This window comes from Parabacteroides sp. AM58-2XD, from assembly GCF_003463685.1.
GTDB classification, from domain to species: Bacteria; Bacteroidota; Bacteroidia; order Bacteroidales; family Tannerellaceae; genus Parabacteroides; species Parabacteroides segnis.
Genome location: NZ_QSDP01000121.1, coordinates 1 through 19,355, shown reverse-complemented (window position 1 = coordinate 19,355; position 19,355 = coordinate 1). Strand labels below are relative to the sequence as shown.

Sequence of the window (19,355 nt, the reverse complement as noted above, 5' to 3'; positions counted from 1 at the left end):
CTTATATTATTTAATTAATAATACAAAATAACAAGCTTTTTAAAGGCATAAAAATGGACAATACAACTACAATGATGGACAATATTTCGATTTATCATAAATAAATGAAATAAATTGCCATTTATGCCCCCCAATTCTTCGCCTAATGCCATAGTTCTACGAAGACTACAGCATTAAAGTTAACGTATACTAATTACAAACCAGAAAGACTACAGTCTTTCACAAATAACATTATAACATGACCTGAAATACCCTTAGTCGCATTATTCAATTACATACTCCAAGAGAATGTGTAATCTTTATTTGTTAAATTAGATCTAATATGATCCTCTTTTGCTATACCATGCAAAAGCCTGCTTACATACAATCATCATTATTCAGTTGCAAATGAATAATTACTGATTGTACTAACGATACTTTGCACCTAGTATTAAACATAGTACATTAGACAATGAAAACCTCAAAAATTAATGTAACCTTATTCTATCTATTTACCGCATTTCTTTTCATAGGAGGACTTACAGCTTGTAATGATGACAACAGTTCTTCTGAAGATAATCCGTATTCCCCTGATAAACCGTTGGTTGTATCAAGCATAGGTCCCGAAAAAGGAGGAATAGGAACTCGTGTAGTGGTGAGTGGCTCCAACTTCGGAAACGATATATCCAAAGTAAAATTGTTTTTCAATCAAAAAGAAGCCTTGATCCTTAAAGTACAAAACAACGCTATCTATGCCATGGTCCCCAAACAACCTGGAGAACGTTCTACCATCAAAGTAGCAGTAGAAGATGGAGTAAATTCAGACGGATCACCCAAATACAGGGAAGAAACGCTTAAAGATAAATTATTTAAATACAACATTAAAGCCACGGTTACTACTGTAGCCGGACAATTAGACGTGAAAACGGCTAAAGACGGCCCAGCTTTGGAAGGTTCATTCGGACGTCCCGTCATGCTGGCTGTCGATGATGAAGGGACTGTATTGATTGCTGACGATGGAGGCAAAATGGTTAGGATGCTTTCCATCCAGGACAACAAACTCAGCACTGTACTTTCTGGGATGCATGAGCCCTGGCAATGTTCATTCAATCTGGACTTTACAAATTATTATGTACTGGAAAGACGTACATCCATGCGCCCGCTTCTTTTCTACGGATTGTATAAATCGAGCAACTGGCAGGAAGCTGAAGCTTATTATGATCAAAAAAACGACAAAGGTGACTACATCGCCGGAGCCATGGACTATTTTGGGCTGGCTGCCGACAATGACTATGTTTTCCTGTTATCCTCTTCAGGTAAACGCCTGATCCGTGTAAACATTGCAACAAAAAAGGTAGAACTGATCGGAGAGAATCTGAATATGGATTCATGGGCACACATCGCCTATAATAAGAAAAACGGATATCTCTATATCACTTCCGAAGCCTGGGGACGCCTCTATCGCCTGAATCCTTATCACACTCCTGCCGGACATTCTACTCCATGGATTACACAAAACGAGATAGAACATATCGTTGGAACAGGTAAAGGTGCAGCTAAAGAAGGAAACGGAAAAGCCGCACAACTCGGAGAGATCGAAGGAATGGCCGCCGACCAGGAAGGAAACGTCTATCTGGCAGACTACACCAACCATGTAATCTGGAAAGTAGATGAGGAGTTCAATGCAACCATCTTCGCCGGAGTTCCGGGAGAATCCGGATATAAAGACGGTAAACCCCAGGAAGCACTTTTCAATAAACCTTATGATGTAGCAGCTACCCCCGACGGTATCCTATATGTGGCCGACACCTACAATTATTTGATCCGTTGTATAGCTATTCAATAACCATAGATATAAAGTACATAAAAATGAAAAAATATATAGCATTGATCGTCTTGTTTTTGACGATGCTGCCGGCTTTTGCCTCAGCGCAAAAAACAATTAATATTCAGGGAGTAGTCACCGACTCTAATAATGAGACCCAAATCGGTGTAAACATATATCCGCGAAACGACCAGTCGCATGGAACCGTTACAGATATAGACGGCAAATATACCATTCAGGTAAAACCTGGCACAACGCTCGTTTTTTCTTATATCGGATTCAAAACACAAGAGATCAAAATCGGCACGGCCAAGGAACAAACAATCAATGTGGTACTGGATGCCGATGCACAGCAACTGGAAGAAGTCAGTATCGTAGGATATAGCACACAACGAAAAGTCAGCGTAGTCGGAGCCATTACAAGTATTAAACCGACGACATTGAATGTGGGCGGTGTAACTTCAGTCAGTAATGCGCTAGCCGGACGTGTAGCGGGGCTGATCGGCGTTCAGCAGAGCGGCGAACCGGGCAGCGATGTATCCGAATTTTGGATCCGGGGTATCAGTACATTCGGAGCCAATAGCAGTGCCTTAATACTGATAGACGGGATAGACCGCGGAAGTTCCAGCCTGAATGAACTGGCTCCCGAAGATATCGAGAGTTTTTCCGTTCTGAAAGATGCAACAGCGACTGCCGTATATGGTGCCAAAGGTGCGAATGGTGTGGTACTGATCAATACCAAACGCGGTATTGAAGGAAAAGTTTCGATCAACGGCAGTGTTAAAACGATGATAGAAACACTACCCAGACTTCCCAACTATCTCAGAGCTTACGACTATGCCAGACTGGCCAATGAAGCCAAAGTAGTGAGAGGCGATAAATCGGTTTATTCTCCCGAGATTTTTGATATCATAAAATACAACATGGATCCGGACCTCTATCCGGATGTTAGCTGGCAGGACGAGATATTGAAAAAACGGACACTGGGTGTACAGGGCAATATCAATATTTCCGGCGGTAGCAAACTGGCCCGTTATTACATGAGTGCCTTTTACCGGACCAACGATGCCATTTACAAACAAACCGGCATGGAACGTTATCACTCGAATGTAAGACGTAATCAATATACTTTCAGAAGTAACATCGATGTCGATCTGACCAAAAGTACACTGATTAGTTTACTCTTATCCGCCAAATTGGTTGATATGAACCGTCCGGGCATGGGTACAACCTCACAAATATGGGGTGCACAAGCCTCTTTGACCCCATTAACCGTTCCGGTACGCTATTCAAACGGACAGCTTCCCGCTTACGGGAAAGGAGATCAAACCTCCCCTTCCGTATTATTAAACGAAACAGGCTTCCTTACCGACCGCGATAATTCAATTGAATCTTTACTAAAAATAGAGCAATCACTCGATTTCATCACGAAGGGCTTAAAAGCAACAGCATCTCTATCGTTCGACAACTACAACAATCATCTTACCAGTCGTACTAAAATGCCGGACTTATATAGAGCTACCGACCGCAACTGGAATACCGGGGAACTGATGACGCTTAAAACTGTTGTTGCCGAGCCAATGACTTTCAAAAGTACTTCGTACGGTATCCGTACGATTTATGTCGAAGGTAAAGTAGAATACAACCGGTTATTTGCCGAAAAGCACCGTATCGGAGGACTGTTCCTCTACAATCAAAAGGACTACCAACGCACGGATGCAGACGGTGAACTGGCATCTATCCCGCATCGTAATCAAGGGATAGCCGGACGCCTTACTTATTCTTATAATGATATCTACTTTGTAGAAGGTAACTTCGGATATAATGGTTCCGAAAATTTCCCGAAAGGAGAACGCTTCGGATTTTTCCCCTCAGCCGCTTTAGGGTATGTTATTTCCAACTATCCGCTGGTGAAAAAGAAATTACCGTTCATCACGACCCTAAAACTCCGCTATTCATACGGTTTGGTAGGAAACGACCAGATCAGTAACGATGTCCGTTTTCCTTATCTTACAACCGTAAATATGAGTGCACCCGGATATGTCTTCGGCGACCAGTACCAAAATTCGGGAGGTGGAGTGACCGATGCCGTATTGGGTTCCACCGGCCTTGTTTGGGAAAAAGCGATCAAACAGAATTTCGGTATCGACCTTACCCTTTGGGAAGCGCTAGACATCACGGTAGATGCTTTTATCGACAAACGAAATAATATCTTCATGGAACGTGCCACACTGCCTGGAACCATCGGCGTAGGAACAAAACCCTGGGGAAACGTGGGCAAGATGAAAAGCTGGGGAGCAGACGGTACAGCCTCTTATACCCATCGTTTTGGTAATGTAGACGTTGAATTGCGCGGAAACTTCACACTGACAAGAGATAAGATCATCGATTACGACGAGGTACCTCCCCGCTACCCTTATCTAGCTAAAAAAGGAACCAGTTATGGCGTAACCCGTGGTTTAATCGCTCTGGGACTCTTCAAAGATGAAGAGGATGTTAAAAACAGTCCTACCCAATTCGGCAAAGTTCTTCCAGGAGACATAAAATATCAAGACATAAACGGAGATGGGCGGATCGACGATTATGATATTGCTCCTATCGGTAATTCCAACATACCAAAAGTTCAGTACGGATTCGCGACCAGTGCCAAATGGAAAGGTTTCGACATCAGTGTATTTTTCAGAGGAGCAGCACAGGTTGATTATTTCATGGGAGGAAACGGATATTACCCGTTTGCCGGAGGTGTGACCGGCAACGTTCTTTCCATCGTGAACGATCAGAAAAATCGCTGGACACCGGCTTCTTACTCAGGAGACCCGTCGACGGAGAACCCTAACGCCCGTTTTCCCCGTCTTACCTACGGAGAAAATGTAAACAACAATCGGCCCTCTTCTTTCTGGCTTGCCGATGCAGGGTATCTCCGTTTAAAAACTCTTGAAATAGGATATACGATCCCTAAAAAAATATTGTCGAAAATAAACATGAGCAATTTACGTATATCTGTGCTCGGAGATAATTTATGTGTCTGGGATAAAGTAAAATTATGGGATCCCGAACAAGCAAGCGACAATGGTGCTGTTTATCCAATTACACGTTCTTATTCAATGGTCTTACAAGTCTCATTTTAATTCATCGAATCATGACAAGCAAAAAAATAAAAACAAGTCTATTTGCCTTCTTATTCGTTATCCTCAACAGTGCAGGAATTACCTTCCAATCGTGTAACTTTTTGGATATAGATCCGTATGTAGCCGATCTGTTCACCCTTGACACTGTGTTTGCAAAAAAAGAATATACACAGAAATATCTGAATAACGTATATAGTTATCTGATCGACTACGGTTCGCCAAGTGCATGGACAGACAATGCGCAACCTTGGGTACTTATCAGCGATGAAGGTGTAGCAGGCTACAAGAGAAACAAGCACAACTACAATTATTTCTGTAACAATGAAATGAAAGCGGAAGATCTGGACCACTTCGACTATTGGAATTATTTTTATGAAGGAATCCGCAAAGCCAATACTTTTATTCAAAGAGTAAATGAATGTCAGGAAGTAAGCGCTTTACAACGATCGGAATGGATCGGACAGGCGACATTCGTTAAAGCGATGATCTATTTTGAACTGATGCTGGCCTATGGTCCCGTCCCCATTGTCCCTGATACGCCTGTCGACTTCGACACACCTATCGACCAGATGATGGTCGAACGCAACACATGGGATGAATGCAGCGATTATGTATCTGCCTTGCTGGAAGAAGCAATCAAACTATTACCCACACAGGTCAGGGATAATTCAGAAATCGGCCAGGCAGTAAAAAATTCTGCACTGGCAGTACTGTCACGCCTGACGCTTTATACGGCCAGCCCGCTTTATAACGGTGAAAATTCAGAATTCAGCGATTTTATAAACAATGAGGGAGTACCTTATCTCAATCCGGTAAAAGACATAAAAAAATGGGCCATCGCTGCTGCCAATGCTAAACGATTGGTCGACATCAAACCCAACGATCTCTATACTGTTCCCAAAATGGAGAATACTCCGACTTTCCCTGTAACGGCAGCCGAACAAGGTGATTTCCCGGATGGCGTAGGAGGTATCGATCCTTACCATTCTTACATAGATATGTTCAATGGCGAATGTGTATTAGCATCATCTAACCGGGAGATACTTTTTAGCCGCCAAAGTACGGGAATCAACGGCATGAATAAATATGCCGCCCCGGGTGTACTGAATGCCTGGAATGTATTCTTCGTACCGCAATCACTGGTCGATGCTTACTACATGGCCGACGGACGTACCATCAATAATGCAAGTGAAGCCTATCCTTATGAAGAAGGTTACACAAATACGGATCTGGTATTTTCCGGAGAGAAAAACAGTAATGGCTTTACGCTGCTGAGCGGAACTCATAAATGGTATGCGAATCGTGAAATGCGCTTTTATGCAACGATTGCCTTCAATAACTCCTACTTCCCCTCCACCTCAACTCCTCCCGACAAAGTGGACCAGCAGGATGGCAAAGTGGCCAAATATTTCAGCGACTCAAAAAGTGGACGGGACTATGCCCTGAACCGTCCTCAAGGTGAAGCCGAAGAATACCCGATGACCGGATATCTCTGCCGGAAATTCCTTCATTACGAAGATTCATGGATCAGCGGCGGAAGGCAGAAAACCAAATATTGTCCGGCCTACCGTATGGCCGAAGTATATTTAAACTATGTAGAGGCGATGAATGAACTGGATCAGGCATATACCATCAACGACATTACAGTGACACGCAACACAAGCGAAATGAAACGTTGTTTCAACCTGATCCGTTACCGGGCCGGATTACCGGGCATCACCGACGCCGATGTTGCCAATGTAGAAAGAATGAGGGAGTTGATTGCACGGGAACGTCAGATCGAATTTGCCTGGGAAGGACGTAGATATCATGACCTGCGACGTACTAAAAAAGCAATTATCTACGAGAACGCACCGGTTATGGGATGTGATGTAAGCGCAACAGAAGCAGAAAAGGATAAATTTTACAACATTATCCAGGTTAAAGAAAGAGACTGGATCTACAAGGTCTTTACCCGCAGACAGACTTTCTTCCCCATACCTAAAAGTGAAGTGGATAAAAATCCTAATCTCGACCAGATGCCCGGATTTTAATAATATGTTTTTAGACAAATACATTAATACAGTTTATTATGAAACCAGATAAATTAAAGCTCATATTATTTTCCCTGTCAGCCTTCATATTTTGGAGTTGTTCGAGCGAACCGGCTGATTTTGGTGAACAATATAAAAAAACACTCTATATCGTAAACAGCCGTGATATGCTCTACGTGGGTGAACATGCTTACGGAAGTGAAAACAACTCCATGTCATTTTCAGTTTATTGTGCCTCCTCCGAACCTATCAAGTCCGACCTGACGGTTCAACTGGCAATCAACCCGAATGCACTCGACTCGCTCAATAAAAAAAGTGCATTGGGGAATCCTTTATATATCGACAAAAAATTGTTACCGGAAGCAAATTACACATCGACGGATTTATCGGTAACCATTCCGGCAAACGCTCAATACGGAGTACTTCATATACCCCTAAAGCCACAAGGGCTTGATCCCGACATCTCGTATGCCCTACCTCTCACGATCGTCTCAAACAGCGAGGCTATGATGTGAACGAGGAATTGAAAACAATGGTTTACGAAGTTAAAATGGTCAACGGATTCTCTGGAAATTATGCGGGTAGTTCTATTGAGTTACCTAAAACAATCCGTTCGGTACAGCCAACCCTGAAAGCCATGTCTTCCAATTCTGTACGGATGCCTATCCATTCATTGTCCGGAGAAGCCAGATACATAAAAACCAATTTTATGCTTCTCACTATCGGCGCGGATAGCACATCTGTTACTATAAAACCCTGGCTGGATGCCCAAATAACTGATCTGGGTAAAAGTACTTACGATAAAACAAGACAAAGTTTCTATCTAAGATACAGTTACACAGATGCAGACGGCAAAACATTCGATATAGAAGAGAAAATAACGAATCTCGACGCTCCTGTAATCGATACGGAAGAATAAGGAAGATTGAAGAAAAAGGGCACATGCTATTCCGAAAAAGCATGCGCCCTTTCTAAAAAAAGCCTGCATCCCTTTGCAACATTTTTATTTATCTGTAACTTCGTATATTCTTCCATATAAGGGAAGTACGAAGTCGCATGAAAACACATTACAACGTTATCAACTATATTTTTCTCTTACTATTTTGCCTTAAAGCATCGGGGCAGGAACCGGACATTGTACTCAATAAACTAACCCAGTTTATTCGTGCGACCGATCAGTTTTCCCAATATATTCCCCACGAAAAAGTCTACCTGCATTTCGATAACACCAGTTACTATCAGGGCGATAATATTTGGTTTACATGTTACGTCGTAACCTCCGAATTGCACCAGGCAACCGAACTGAGCAAAACCCTGTATGTCGAACTGCTCAATCCCGGAGGAGAAATAGTGGACAAGCGTGTCTTGAAAATAGAAGACGGCCGGTGCCATGGTGATTTCACGCTAGGCCAGCTTCCCTTCTATTCCGGATTTTATGAAGTCCGTGCCTACACGAAATATATGTTGAACTTCGGCGAAGACGTTATCTTCTCCCGGCTACTGCCCGTATTTAACAAGCCCAAAGAAGAGGGAAACTTCGAAGAGAAAAACATGCTGAAATACGGATACGGCAAATACCCGAAGAAACGGGAGAAGCCTCAAAAAGACAAGAAAGTAACCTTGAAACTCTATCCGGAAGGAGGAAACCTGATCCACGGCATCACTTCACGAATTGCATTCGAAATAACCGATGCATTCGGTAACCCGCTGGAAGCCTCCGGAAAGATCATCAATGAAGACAAAGAAGATATCTCCACCTTTTCAACAGTTCACGAAGGACGAGGTTTCTTCGACTATACACCTGACGAAAGCAAACGAAAAGCAATAGTCGACTACAACGGCAAACAATACCAATTTGATATGCCCAAGCCATTACCACAAGGATTCACCTTCCATGTGGACAACTTGTCTTCTCCTGACAGTCTCGAAATCTCCCTACAGAAAAATAAATATACTCCCGCCGAGAAACTGGGCCTGGTTTTTATCAGCAGAGGACAACTACATGGCTACAGCCTTATTAATGTCATCCATAATGAAACAATCCGGTTCAAAGTAGATAAAACAAACTTCCCGGCAGGTGTTGCACAAGCCATATTATTCAATTCCGATGGAGAAATACTTTGCGACCGCCTCCTATTCAACAACAAAGACAACCAATTTAGTATTCAGTCAAAAACCTCGAAAGAGACATACGAGCCTTACGAAGCAGTCGATATGGAATTTACCCTAACCGACCGGGAAGCCAATCCCGTACAAACACCTTTCTCCTTATCGGTGAGAGACGGCATGAACGAAGTTGCGTGGAATCATACTATCCTGACCGATCTACTGCTGATGTCCGAAATCAAAGGGTACGTCCGCAACCCGTCTTACTATTTCGAAGCGGACGACTCTACCCATCGCTCAGCTCTCGACCTTCTTATGATGGTGCAAGGCTGGCACCGTTATTCCTGGAAGCAGATGGCTGGTATAGAACCATTCGACTTGAAATACAGACCGGAACAAGGTATCGAAATGCACGGCCAGGTAGTTTCATTTGTCAGGAAAATACCCAAACCGAATGTCACCGTCTCTTCCTTCTTGCTCAAAAGGGGCGAAGAGGAAAAGCCCGGCAATGCGTTCGATGTATTTGTTACAGACAGCTTGGGACGTTTCGCTTTCCGTACAGATATTACCGGGAAATGGAATATGATACTGGCTGTAAGCGAAAAAGGGAAAAAGAAAGACCACCGGATCATACTGGACAGGCTTTTCACTCCGGAACCTAAGAGATACCGCTATGCCGAGATGCAAGTGAATATCGCCGATAGAGCGGAAGGAGATAAAGAAGAAAAAACTGAGCTGGAAGAAGTTCCCGATATTCAGGAACCGGAAGAAGATATCAACGCCCTGCTGACTTCTTACGAAGATTCATTGGCCAAAGCGGGAAACAAAGAAAAAATCCTCCGCCTGGATGAAGTAACCGTTACCGCTAAAAAGAGATCACGTGAAAAGGATATCTACAACAACCGATCGAAATCTATCGCCTATTACGACGTTCAGTCAGAATGGGATGATATAACGGACCAGGGCAAATACATCGGAAAAGATATCCATGAACTGATGATAAATATGAATAATAATTTCAGAAAAGCCTTCTCCAGACAGGATGAATATCTGCAATATAAAGGCAGAATGCCTCTTTTTGTAATCAACTATGAACCGACGATGGCTACTGAAATGGATTACAACAAATACAAACTGATCCGGCTCGAAGCCATCAAGTCTATCTACATCAACGAGGATATCTCCACTATGTGTAAATATGCAGACCCAAGAATATCTCCGCTGGAAATAGATAAGATATATGGTTGTGTCGTTTTTGTTGAAACATACCCGGAAGATAAAATTCCGACAGATGCCGGTAAAGGGGTACGAAAAACCTGGCTGGAAGGTTACAGCCAGGTCAAGGAATTTTATAGTCCCGATTATTCAGTGCTTCCTCCCGAACCGGATTACCGTCGCACTTTATACTGGAATCCATCCGTTACTCCGGATGAAAAAGGCAAAGCCAGTATCCGGTTCTACAATAACAGCAGATGCCGGAAGTTCAAGGTAAGTGCCGAGACAATTACAGCAGATGGAATAATCGGGGTTTACAAGTAATCAATACAAGTATAACTGTTTCATCTTCTGGATATCGACTCCTAACGTTTCTGTCAGGAACTTAGTCATGGAGCCATACTTTTCGTCTATCTTATCATAGGCGGCATTCAGATATTTTTCATCGACAGTTACTAACGGGGCGATCTGAGGATAATATTTCAAATACGAATCATATTTACCCTTAATATATTCTTTACTAAGCAAATAATCCTTCATAATCGTCGCCTTATCAACATCGAGAGCCGACAGGATAAGCATGGTCGCAACCCCGGTACGATCTTTACCAGCTGAACAATGATAACTTAACGGTAAAGAATTTTCATCCTGAAGATATTTAAAGAACTCTTTGTATTTGGCGACATAATCATCATAGCTGATCATTTCGATATACCCGTCAATCATGATCTGTGCAGTTTCTTCCTCACTAAGTCCCTTGGATATACTTCCGATAATTTCATCAGAAAATATATTACCGGCATTGATCTCTAAATTATAAGGATTCTTTACAGTAGAAGGCAATTTATCCGGAGCAGCCGGCATCATACCGCCAAATCCACCTTCTTTTTCTGTTGCAGTACGAAAATCGACAACGGTTTTCAGTCCCGTACTTGCCAAATAAGTCAGGTCGGCATCAGTCATCTTATTCATTTCGTCCGTACGGAATAATTTTCCCCAACGAACAAATTTCCCCTCTTTATTTTTTATCCCCCCCAAATCCCTGAAGTTATACGCAGTGACCGGCAACAATCTTTCCGCTAATAAAGCTTGACCTTCAGCCGTCTTAAACAAAAATACGGATCCCGGCATCGACGCTCAAATCGAAAGAGCCTTTTCCGTCACCGGTCAGACAAGGTGTATTCATATCGATATCTTCTGCTGTAGAACCGGCATATAATTCCCAGGCTTTATCGGTATCCACACTCAGCACAGCCTTTTTCGTCTCTTTATCACGGGTAATCCCAGCATCTCCACTTATATCCTTACCCGAATATCCAACAGTCGTTTTCTCATCATCGTCCCCACAAGAAACAAATACTCCGGAGGCACAAAATAGTAACAATAAACAGCTAAACAAATTCTTCTTCATAACACGCTTTTACTCATTAACAAATATTTTAAAAGGCGCGCAAGATACAGGTTTAAAACCAATTACACAAAAACAGAACCGGTTTTAGTCCCATAAATGAAATTTAGAATATCGTTTATTTATTTTGGAATATCGAATCTGATCCGATACGGAATATTGATCCATTTTCCGGTTCAAAGGTCAAACAAAACGATTCAGCAAACCGTTCCTACCACTCCGCAACTATAATTAGGCAGTCCGATTTCGATCTCCTTACTTTACAGATAAAAAGAAAAAATCATGAAAGCAATATTCCGAAATTTCCTAGTCACTCTCCGACGGTTCCGCCTGGCATCCGCTCTTAATATCCTGGGACTGAGTGTAGCATTTGCCGCCTTCATTGTTATCATGATCCAGGTACGGCATGAACAGACATTCGATACATGCTATAAAAAATCCGGTCGTATCTACCGTGTCGAATCCACGTTGATTCCTACCGAATCAAATCTCTCTTCAAGGGAAACATATACCGCCTTTTGTGCACGTCCTCTTATCGAAATGTTACTACCCTCCGTTCCACAGGTTGAATCTTATGCTATTATGTACGGAGGTTCTTCCGAAATATATGCAAAATACGAAACAGAGGAAGGAGAATCGAGAGGAATTATGATTCCGGTTCGTAAAACATCAGACGGCTTCACCTACGTTTTTACCCCTGAAATAATCGAAGGGACAGCCGTTTCCTTGTCTGAACCGGGAAAAGCCCTGCTCCCGGAAAGCCTGGCGCGGAAAATGTTCGGACAAACTTCTCCCATTGACAGGATCGTTACCTTACCGGACGGCACTTTCTTCATTATCGGTGCCGTTTACAAAGACTTTCCGGAAAACACCAGCCTGGTAAACGACGTAAAAATAAATCTGGCAGAGGAGTATAAAAACGACTGGACGGATTGGGCCCTTACCCTTTTTGTTACGCTGGCTCCGGAGACGTCACCGGAGGAAGCGGCCACACAATTGACAGACTTCTTCGGAAAAACAGGAATGGGTAAACAAATGGGATTCACCCATGAAGTCTCTTTCCGGCTTACCCCGATAGAAGAAATTTACTACCACCACGACATAAGCCTCGATATCGCTCCGAAAGGGAACCGTATGATAACAAATCTTCTGTTATCCATCGCACTGCTGATTATCGCCATTGCAGGTGCTAACTTTCTGAATTTCTCGGCGGCACTCACCCCGGCACGGATAAAAAGCATACAGATACGAAAGATATTAGGCGAATCGACAGCCAAACTCCGCTTTGCCCTTATTTTTGAAGCAGTAGGAATCTGCCTGCTCTCCTTTTTACTGGCTTTATGCTGGGTTGGCGGTTTTGGCCTATTGAAAAATACAGACATACTTCTACCCGCATTTTTTCTGGCTGGAACTGTCGGCATCGTAACAGGGATCTATCCGGCATTCTATATGACCTCATTCCGTCCGGCTCTTATCCTGAAAGGGACATTCGGCATGAGCCCGGCCGGTCGTAAACTACGGATTGTCCTGACAGGATTTCAATTTCTGATATCGACCGGACTGATAACTACCGCCTTTTTTATCTGGCTACAAAACAGACATATGTATAGTATGGAAAGCATAATGAATAACAGCCGCATTGCAACGGTCACTCTGGATAAAGAGATCATGTCCGGACAAGGGGAACTATTGATTGAGAAACTGAAGTCGGCATCTTCTGTTTCAGACGTCACCTCCTCGGACTGGCCTGTCGGTTTTCTGGATTATTATCTCTATACCTATAGTAAATCGCCGGAAGGTGAAGATATTATGTATTACTTCATCCCTGTTTCCCCTAATTTTACGGAGGTGATGGGACTCGATATTATCGAAGGGCGCAGCTTCGACAAAACGGATAAAACCTCTCAGGAAGAGAAATTAATCCTCAACGAACTGGCCGCCCGCCGATTCAATGTCAAGCCGGGAGATAAGTTTGCCAACGGCAGCCAGGTCATCGGGATTATCCGGAACTTTCACTTTATGAATCTGCGCAAGAAAATCGAACCGATGGCACTCTCTTCAAAACAAGACCAGAACACAGCCCTTCAGCCGACTCTTTATATACACATCACCGGCGACACCCATACTGCCGTCAAGCAAATCAAAGCCAGCATTGCCGCTATCGACCCGCTATATCCGGTCGATGTACAATTTTACGACCGGAAATTCGAACAGACCTACCAAAAAGAACGGGATACATCCGCCCAGATCACTTTATTCAGTTTATTGGCAGTAATCATTTCGCTGATGGGAGTATTCGGACTAGTAACATTCGAAACCCAATACCGCCGGAAAGAAATCGGCATCCGTAAAATCATGGGAGCAACAGTAACGGAAATCCTTATTATATTCTATAAAAAGTTTGCCTGGATAGTATTTGCATGCTTCCTTTTGGCTGTACCGGTCGTTTGGTACGGGGTTAATAAATGGCTGCAAGCCTTCACCTACCGGATTCCGCTCTATTGGTGGGTATTTGTACTATCGTTGTTTATTGTTATGATAATTACTTTTGTTACAGTAACTTTACAAAGCTGGCGGACAGCTACAAGCAATCCGGTACATTCGTTGAAAAGTGAATAAAAAATACTAAGTTTGCAGGAAGATGAATAAGAGAATTAAAGTATTTATCACAACACTGACAGGCTCTATCCTGTTTGCGTTGCTTTTTAAATGGTGGACGACAGGAAACCCTTTTCACCCGTCTACCATACTTTTCGGTACTATCATATTTATTCTTATCCTGATCTCACTGAGCATCAGCAATAAGTTTTTTGGTTATTTCCTCTCCTTACCGATAAAGAAAATTAAAAAGATCATCATACCGGCATTTATCATTTTTATGCTTATTATCTTATTCATTTCTCTGATTATTATCGGCTTGTTAATGTATCTATTCCATCTGATCATGGGATTGGATACTACTCATTTTATAAAGACCTTGCTCGAAGTGGAATTTCCCGCCACGATCAGATATTATTCAGTCTGTGCCCTGATTGCCTCAGCATTTTTCTTTTATAACATCTGGCGGCAGGCGGTCGACCGTGAACAGCAATTAAAAGAAGAAAATCTGACATACAAATACCGCACACTGAAAACGCAGGTCAATCCTCATTTCCTGTTCAACAGCCTGAACACGCTCTCCGAAATCATATATGTCGATACAAAGAAGGCAGACAATTATATTCAGAAACTTGCTGGCATCTACCGATATATTCTGGATCATGAAGAGACCGACTTCATCCCGTTACAGGAAGAGATCAGATTTGTAAACCAATACTTTAGCCTGCAAAAGGAGCGTGATGGCAGCAAAATACGGCTGGAAATAAATATCCGGCAACCTGAAAATTACAGGATAATCCCTATATCCTTACAGATATTAGTGGAAAATGCCCTCAAACATAATGTTGCCTCTGAAAGCAAGCCTCTGCGGATTGTTATTCATACTACAGACGATTCCTCTATCATTGTCAGCAATAACATGCAAAGAAAAAATATTTTAAACGGCTCTCACGGAATGGGGTTATCCAATCTCAAGGAAAGAGTGAACCTAATTATGGGTAAAGAAATGACGATAGAGACGGACAATGAGTTTTTCACGGTAAAATTACCAATCGACAAAATAAAATGAAAGTACTGATTATAGAAGACGAACAGCCTGCTGCGCACAAACTCATCCGTTTACTGGAAGAGGCTGATAAGCAAATCGAGGTCATTGATGTGCTTGCCTCCATAGAACAAACCATCAACTGGCTTGCCGTCCATCCCGGTCCCGAACTTATTTTTATGGATATCCAACTCGAAGACGGGATCAGTTTTGAAATCTTCGAAACCTGCAAAATACAAACTCCGGTAATCTTTATAACCGCTTACGATGAGTACGCCCTGAAAGCATTCAAGGTAAACAGTATCGATTACCTCCTGAAACCGATTGCACCGGATGACCTGAAAGCTGCTTTAGACAAATTCAACGTCCTCCACCGGCAGCAGGCAAATTATTCCAGACTCGAATCGATCATCAGCCAGTTGCAACCTAAAACTAAGGAACGGTTCCTTATCAAAATCGGCGAACATTACAGGTCAGTACAAACACTGTCCATTCATTGTTTTTTTATTATGGAGAGAAATACTTTTATCCAAACCGACACCGGAAAAACATATCCGATAGATTATTCCCTGGATAAAATCGAACAGTTGGTCGATCCCGGACAATTCTTCCGGATCAACAGGAATTTCATCGTGAATTTCTCTGCTATCCAGGATATTCTAATCTATTCGTCCGGCAGGTTAAAGATCATACTTAACGGTTGGACTGAAAAAGAAGACATACTCGTCAGCCGGGAACGTGTAACGGAATTTAAGGAGTGGATGGATAGATAGAAAGTCCCCATTTCTTCCTGTTCCCTTCCGTATCCGGATAACTTACATAAAATCCACAACTTCTAATGGTAAATAATCCTCATTTTCATTTGACTGGATTTCCTTTCCTATTCTTGCACGTATATCTAGTGCAAAGCATTCTTCTTGACTTTCAGCGGAATATTTGAATGGATAGCAAAATAAAGACCTAACAACTATTTCTCGTTTATTTAAAGGAATATGCATTAGAAATTCTGATAATTGATTCTTGGTAAAGTCGAAAGACACCTGATAATCAAAACAAACAGAACTCATTGTATATTCGAAATCATTCATCCTTATAATACTATCAATCCAAATACCATAAAAACAATGATCGACATTAGCAATTCCCAACTTCAAACAACACAAACCATAATCCGGCAGATAGTTTAAAAGTGAAGGATTAGTTAGTGCTATAGGACTAATAGTTCGATATAACTGATCCCAATTTTCATCGATCGTGAAAACATCAAAAATACCGATCGGTTCCTTTTTACTTACACTAAATATGGAAATTTCTCTACCATTGCATAACCCATACATATTCGTTCTGATATCCGGATGGATTGCATAGCTAAAAACTTGTTGTACATTTTTCCCTTCACGAATATTCTCTTTAGGAGATTTTGCATCTATAACAAGAACATTCAAATTATCCACTTGAAGTAAATAATCCGGAATTATAAAAATCTTGTTTGAGGTTGACCCTATATATACAAATGGATGAGGAATCGCTTTTGATCTAATCATTTTATTCACTCCATAAGGCTGATATCCCAATTTTTTCAATACAGGAGTTAAAATATCCTCTCGTACCGCATCTTCCTTATATTCAGGACTATTCAAAACTGCAAAATCAAAATTCTCAAATAATTTAGCATCCATGGCATTTTCTTCTTGATTTACCATCAAAGATATAAGAAAAATCAATCGAAGTCCAAATTTTATTTTCTCTAAAGATATCAAACTGTCAAATTAACTACCTTTTGGAGAGTCTGTACGGGAGAGGATCAAGACTTCTTGTTTTAAACGCGTTGAGAGACACCATATACACATCACATAAAACCAAACAATAAAACCTTTTTGCTCTTAATCAGACCACTATTGTTTCTTTTTGTCAATTAAATTCACTTATCCTAGCCGGCTCATTATTATCCATTACCAGGAATTTATTGGGGGTTTGATTGGCTTTTCTCCCCATACTCCTTAATCTTCGCCTCACAAATCCGCTTCGTTATATCCCTAAGCAATTCGACTTTTGGGATAAGCGCATCGATATCCTCTTTAGTCACGACGAAGTGAGGATTATACCGGGCATCTACATAAGCGGCTTTTAATAGTTTAAAAAGTCGTTTCTCTTCAGGAGTGTTCTGAGGGAACACAGTACTCAGATCATCGGAATAACGCCTGGTTGTAGAAGACAGTTTCGATAAATTATGCTGTTTATTATTTCGTAAGGTAAATGTCAAGCGAATAGCATAATAATAGTTTTCACAGGCTTGGTGAAGCATAAAAGAGAGTTTCTTATACTGTTCTTTTTGACTAAAATATTCTGTTGAGTCTAAAAATTCATTGGCATTGACAAACTTCTCACCAAAATACTCCTGAGCTTGCTCCTTTATCTCCGCAAAGTTAAGTTTTCTCCTACGGGATAGTTTGTATTTCCCACTATTGTAGAGTATTATACCTTCCTGCTTTATTTGTGTATAAAAATACCGCCCCTCTTCAATAAACTTATTAAGCTGCTTAATATCATCGTTGATAAACTCGACCGGAGTGTCGCGGTCAAAATCTTTTCCGGCAAAGAAGATATCTTCTACGTTATCCAGGATGGTTTCCGCTTTTTTACTGTTTATTCCGCTCGTTATCACGTAGATGTCATAATCTGATATTTTAACGGTAGGAATACCGCCGTCTTCAATTCGTATGCTACGGCGAACATAATTACCCCTCGCATAACTTCCATACAGAATAATAAACTCCGTCTGAGGTAAGCGACGAAGTATCTCCGCTACAAGAAAATTCAGTTCTTCCTGTTTGTCTTTGGGCAGATAAGCGATCGAGTCTTTCATTATGCTTGATTTTGTACAACGTTAAAATACAAAAGTACAAAAAAAGCAGAATTGCCTTTAGCTTTTTGATTCTAAATCATATATTTGCACAACGTTCCTGTTTTTATTTGTTTTGTTTGTTATTACAGAATGAATAAGTCTATATAATACAGGTAATTAAAATATCATAGTATTAATATAGGCTTGATTCCCCCGAATCAGGCTAAAAAAGGAACGTATTCATATGGACAATAATAATATAGCTGGAATAAAAGGCTATTACTATCTGCTACAACAAATTACTTCTTTATTAAATCTGTCATTACTAGAAATCAGACAGAAATATATAAACTATCCATATTGCTTAATTGACTATTTCGAAAAAGGTGTGGAAGAAAAATCGATCGAGATACGATTTGACCAGGAAGAGTTTACATTGACTTGTCTTTTCAGCAACGAAGGTAAATGTGAGTTTGTTTATTTATTCCCTGATAAAAATGAGTATGTAAAGGGATTCATCTCTTATCTGGAGATAACCCAAAACTACGACTATTTAATGAATAGATGGGCGATACCAGGTTGTTACATAAAAGCGAAGGCAATAGAACATCTATCCAATGATATTTGCCTGATGTTTTATAATTAACCGGTAATCCCTAAACCATAAGAAGACTATAGCAAAAGCCTTTTTATACTTTCTTACAGGCACGGATTATACGGATTTGACAAATTGTTTATTTATCTAAACAATGAAATCTGTATAATCCGCACTTGAATTATATTATTATGAAGAACTCACGAATATCAAACTGTCAATTTAACCCACCTATGGAAAGGCTGCACGGGAGAGAATCAAGACCTGCTACCTTTTACACCACTGTCAGCAACTTAATAAATAACATATCATCTCACTTAAAGCCAACAAAGCAGCATTATGCCACCCATATCAAATAAAACAAAACAATCAACTAAATATTTATCGTATACACCACATATTGTCAATCCACTTACAACACTCATCCGCCTTGTTATAGAACACAAAAAGTGTTATTCAACATGCTTTTATACTACAAAATAGCTTCGAAAGGGACCACAATCAACACTTATTAACAAAGAATTTCCCTTTAAATAAATCCCCATCTCGTTTAAAACGAAAAAAAACTCGTTTTAAAC

Annotated in this window: 14 protein-coding genes; 10 read left to right on the top strand and 4 right to left on the bottom strand. The window is 41.2% G+C overall.

Annotation, left to right across the window (positions count from 1 at the left end; translation table 11 throughout):
* Window positions 1-451 precede the first annotated feature (451 nt).
* From DXA15_RS21630 to DXA15_RS21610, 6 genes are all read left to right on the top strand, one after another.
* On the top strand, window positions 452-1,825 hold the full coding sequence (locus tag DXA15_RS21630) for an IPT/TIG domain-containing protein (RefSeq protein WP_128135406.1): 1,374 nt from the start codon (window positions 452-454) through the stop codon (window positions 1,823-1,825).
* Between the two features lie 23 nt (window positions 1,826-1,848).
* Window positions 1,849-4,932, top strand: coding sequence for a TonB-dependent receptor (locus tag DXA15_RS21625; RefSeq protein WP_128135405.1), 3,084 nt, complete (start codon window positions 1,849-1,851; stop codon window positions 4,930-4,932).
* Window positions 4,933-4,943: 11 nt separating this feature from the next.
* Window positions 4,944-6,965, top strand: a complete 2,022-nt coding sequence (locus DXA15_RS21620) for a RagB/SusD family nutrient uptake outer membrane protein (protein ID WP_128135404.1) — start codon at window positions 4,944-4,946, stop codon at window positions 6,963-6,965.
* Window positions 6,966-7,003: 38 nt separating this feature from the next.
* Complete coding sequence (locus DXA15_RS27190; protein WP_233567519.1) at window positions 7,004-7,480, top strand: DUF1735 domain-containing protein; 477 nt, start codon at window positions 7,004-7,006, stop codon at window positions 7,478-7,480.
* Window positions 7,477-7,884 carry a DUF4361 domain-containing protein gene (locus DXA15_RS27185; RefSeq protein WP_233567518.1) on the top strand — a complete coding sequence of 136 codons (408 nt, stop codon included), beginning with the start codon at window positions 7,477-7,479 and terminating at the stop codon, window positions 7,882-7,884. The genes DXA15_RS27190 and DXA15_RS27185 overlap by 4 nt, the downstream gene beginning before the upstream one ends.
* 137 nt (window positions 7,885-8,021) lie before the next feature.
* Window positions 8,022-10,610, top strand: coding sequence for a hypothetical protein (locus tag DXA15_RS21610; RefSeq protein ID WP_128135403.1), 2,589 nt, complete (start codon window positions 8,022-8,024; stop codon window positions 10,608-10,610).
* On the opposite strand, the gene DXA15_RS21605 is transcribed toward DXA15_RS21610, so the two are convergent.
* Together DXA15_RS21605 and DXA15_RS27180 are read right to left on the bottom strand one after the other, a co-directional pair.
* The gene (locus DXA15_RS21605; RefSeq protein WP_233567517.1) at window positions 10,611-11,324 is read right to left on the bottom strand and encodes a tyrosine-protein phosphatase; all 714 of its coding nucleotides are present in this window, start codon (window positions 11,322-11,324) and stop codon (window positions 10,611-10,613) included.
* Window positions 11,325-11,391: 67 nt separating this feature from the next.
* On the bottom strand, window positions 11,392-11,697 hold the full coding sequence (locus tag DXA15_RS27180; RefSeq protein ID WP_233567516.1) for a hypothetical protein: 306 nt from the start codon (window positions 11,695-11,697) through the stop codon (window positions 11,392-11,394).
* A gap of 279 nt (window positions 11,698-11,976) precedes the next feature.
* Here DXA15_RS27180 and DXA15_RS21600 point away from each other — a divergent pair, with 279 nt between their 5' ends.
* The 3 genes from DXA15_RS21600 to DXA15_RS21590 are packed head-to-tail and all read left to right on the top strand — an operon-like array spanning window position 11,977 to window position 16,110.
* Window positions 11,977-14,313, top strand: a complete 2,337-nt coding sequence (locus DXA15_RS21600) for an ABC transporter permease (RefSeq protein ID WP_128135402.1) — start codon at window positions 11,977-11,979, stop codon at window positions 14,311-14,313.
* Between the two features lie 22 nt (window positions 14,314-14,335).
* Window positions 14,336-15,361 carry a sensor histidine kinase gene (locus DXA15_RS21595; RefSeq protein ID WP_128135401.1) on the top strand — a complete coding sequence of 342 codons (1,026 nt, stop codon included), beginning with the start codon at window positions 14,336-14,338 and terminating at the stop codon, window positions 15,359-15,361.
* Complete coding sequence (locus DXA15_RS21590) at window positions 15,358-16,110, top strand: LytTR family DNA-binding domain-containing protein (protein ID WP_128135400.1); 753 nt, start codon at window positions 15,358-15,360, stop codon at window positions 16,108-16,110. Before DXA15_RS21595 ends, DXA15_RS21590 begins: the two co-directional genes overlap by 4 nt.
* Window positions 16,111-16,152: 42 nt before the next feature.
* Here the strand turns inward: DXA15_RS21590 and DXA15_RS21585 are convergent, their stop codons facing one another.
* Both DXA15_RS21585 and DXA15_RS21580 read right to left on the bottom strand, forming a co-directional pair.
* Window positions 16,153-17,040: a type I restriction enzyme HsdR N-terminal domain-containing protein gene (locus DXA15_RS21585; protein ID WP_128135399.1), complete on the bottom strand. Its 888-nt coding sequence runs from the start codon at window positions 17,038-17,040 to the stop codon at window positions 16,153-16,155.
* Window positions 17,041-17,300: 260 nt separating this feature from the next.
* A complete protein-coding gene (locus DXA15_RS21580; RefSeq protein WP_128135398.1) occupies window positions 17,301-18,203 on the bottom strand; it encodes a HEPN domain-containing protein in 903 nt (300 codons plus the stop codon).
* Between the two features lie 223 nt (window positions 18,204-18,426).
* Between DXA15_RS21580 and DXA15_RS21575 the strand changes: the two genes are divergently transcribed.
* Window positions 18,427-18,828, top strand: a complete 402-nt coding sequence (locus DXA15_RS21575; protein WP_128135397.1) for a hypothetical protein — start codon at window positions 18,427-18,429, stop codon at window positions 18,826-18,828.
* Window positions 18,829-19,355 lie beyond the last annotated feature (527 nt).

Coding starts and splice junctions, on each gene's coding strand:
- DXA15_RS21595 (WP_128135401.1), top strand. CDS start 14,336: ATGAATAAGAGAATTAAAGTATTTATCACAACACTGACAGGCTCTATC.
- DXA15_RS21610 (WP_128135403.1), top strand. CDS start 8,022: ATGAAAACACATTACAACGTTATCAACTATATTTTTCTCTTACTATTT.
- DXA15_RS21625 (WP_128135405.1), top strand. CDS start 1,849: ATGAAAAAATATATAGCATTGATCGTCTTGTTTTTGACGATGCTGCCG.
- DXA15_RS21620 (WP_128135404.1), top strand. CDS start 4,944: ATGACAAGCAAAAAAATAAAAACAAGTCTATTTGCCTTCTTATTCGTT.
- DXA15_RS27190 (WP_233567519.1), top strand. CDS start 7,004: ATGAAACCAGATAAATTAAAGCTCATATTATTTTCCCTGTCAGCCTTC.
- DXA15_RS21585 (WP_128135399.1), bottom strand. CDS start 17,040: ATGGTAAATCAAGAAGAAAATGCCATGGATGCTAAATTATTTGAGAAT.
- DXA15_RS21575 (WP_128135397.1), top strand. CDS start 18,427: ATGGACAATAATAATATAGCTGGAATAAAAGGCTATTACTATCTGCTA.
- DXA15_RS27180 (WP_233567516.1), bottom strand. CDS start 11,697: ATGAAGAAGAATTTGTTTAGCTGTTTATTGTTACTATTTTGTGCCTCC.
- DXA15_RS21600 (WP_128135402.1), top strand. CDS start 11,977: ATGAAAGCAATATTCCGAAATTTCCTAGTCACTCTCCGACGGTTCCGC.
- DXA15_RS21630 (WP_128135406.1), top strand. CDS start 452: ATGAAAACCTCAAAAATTAATGTAACCTTATTCTATCTATTTACCGCA.
- DXA15_RS21580 (WP_128135398.1), bottom strand. CDS start 18,203: ATGAAAGACTCGATCGCTTATCTGCCCAAAGACAAACAGGAAGAACTG.
- DXA15_RS21590 (WP_128135400.1), top strand. CDS start 15,358: ATGAAAGTACTGATTATAGAAGACGAACAGCCTGCTGCGCACAAACTC.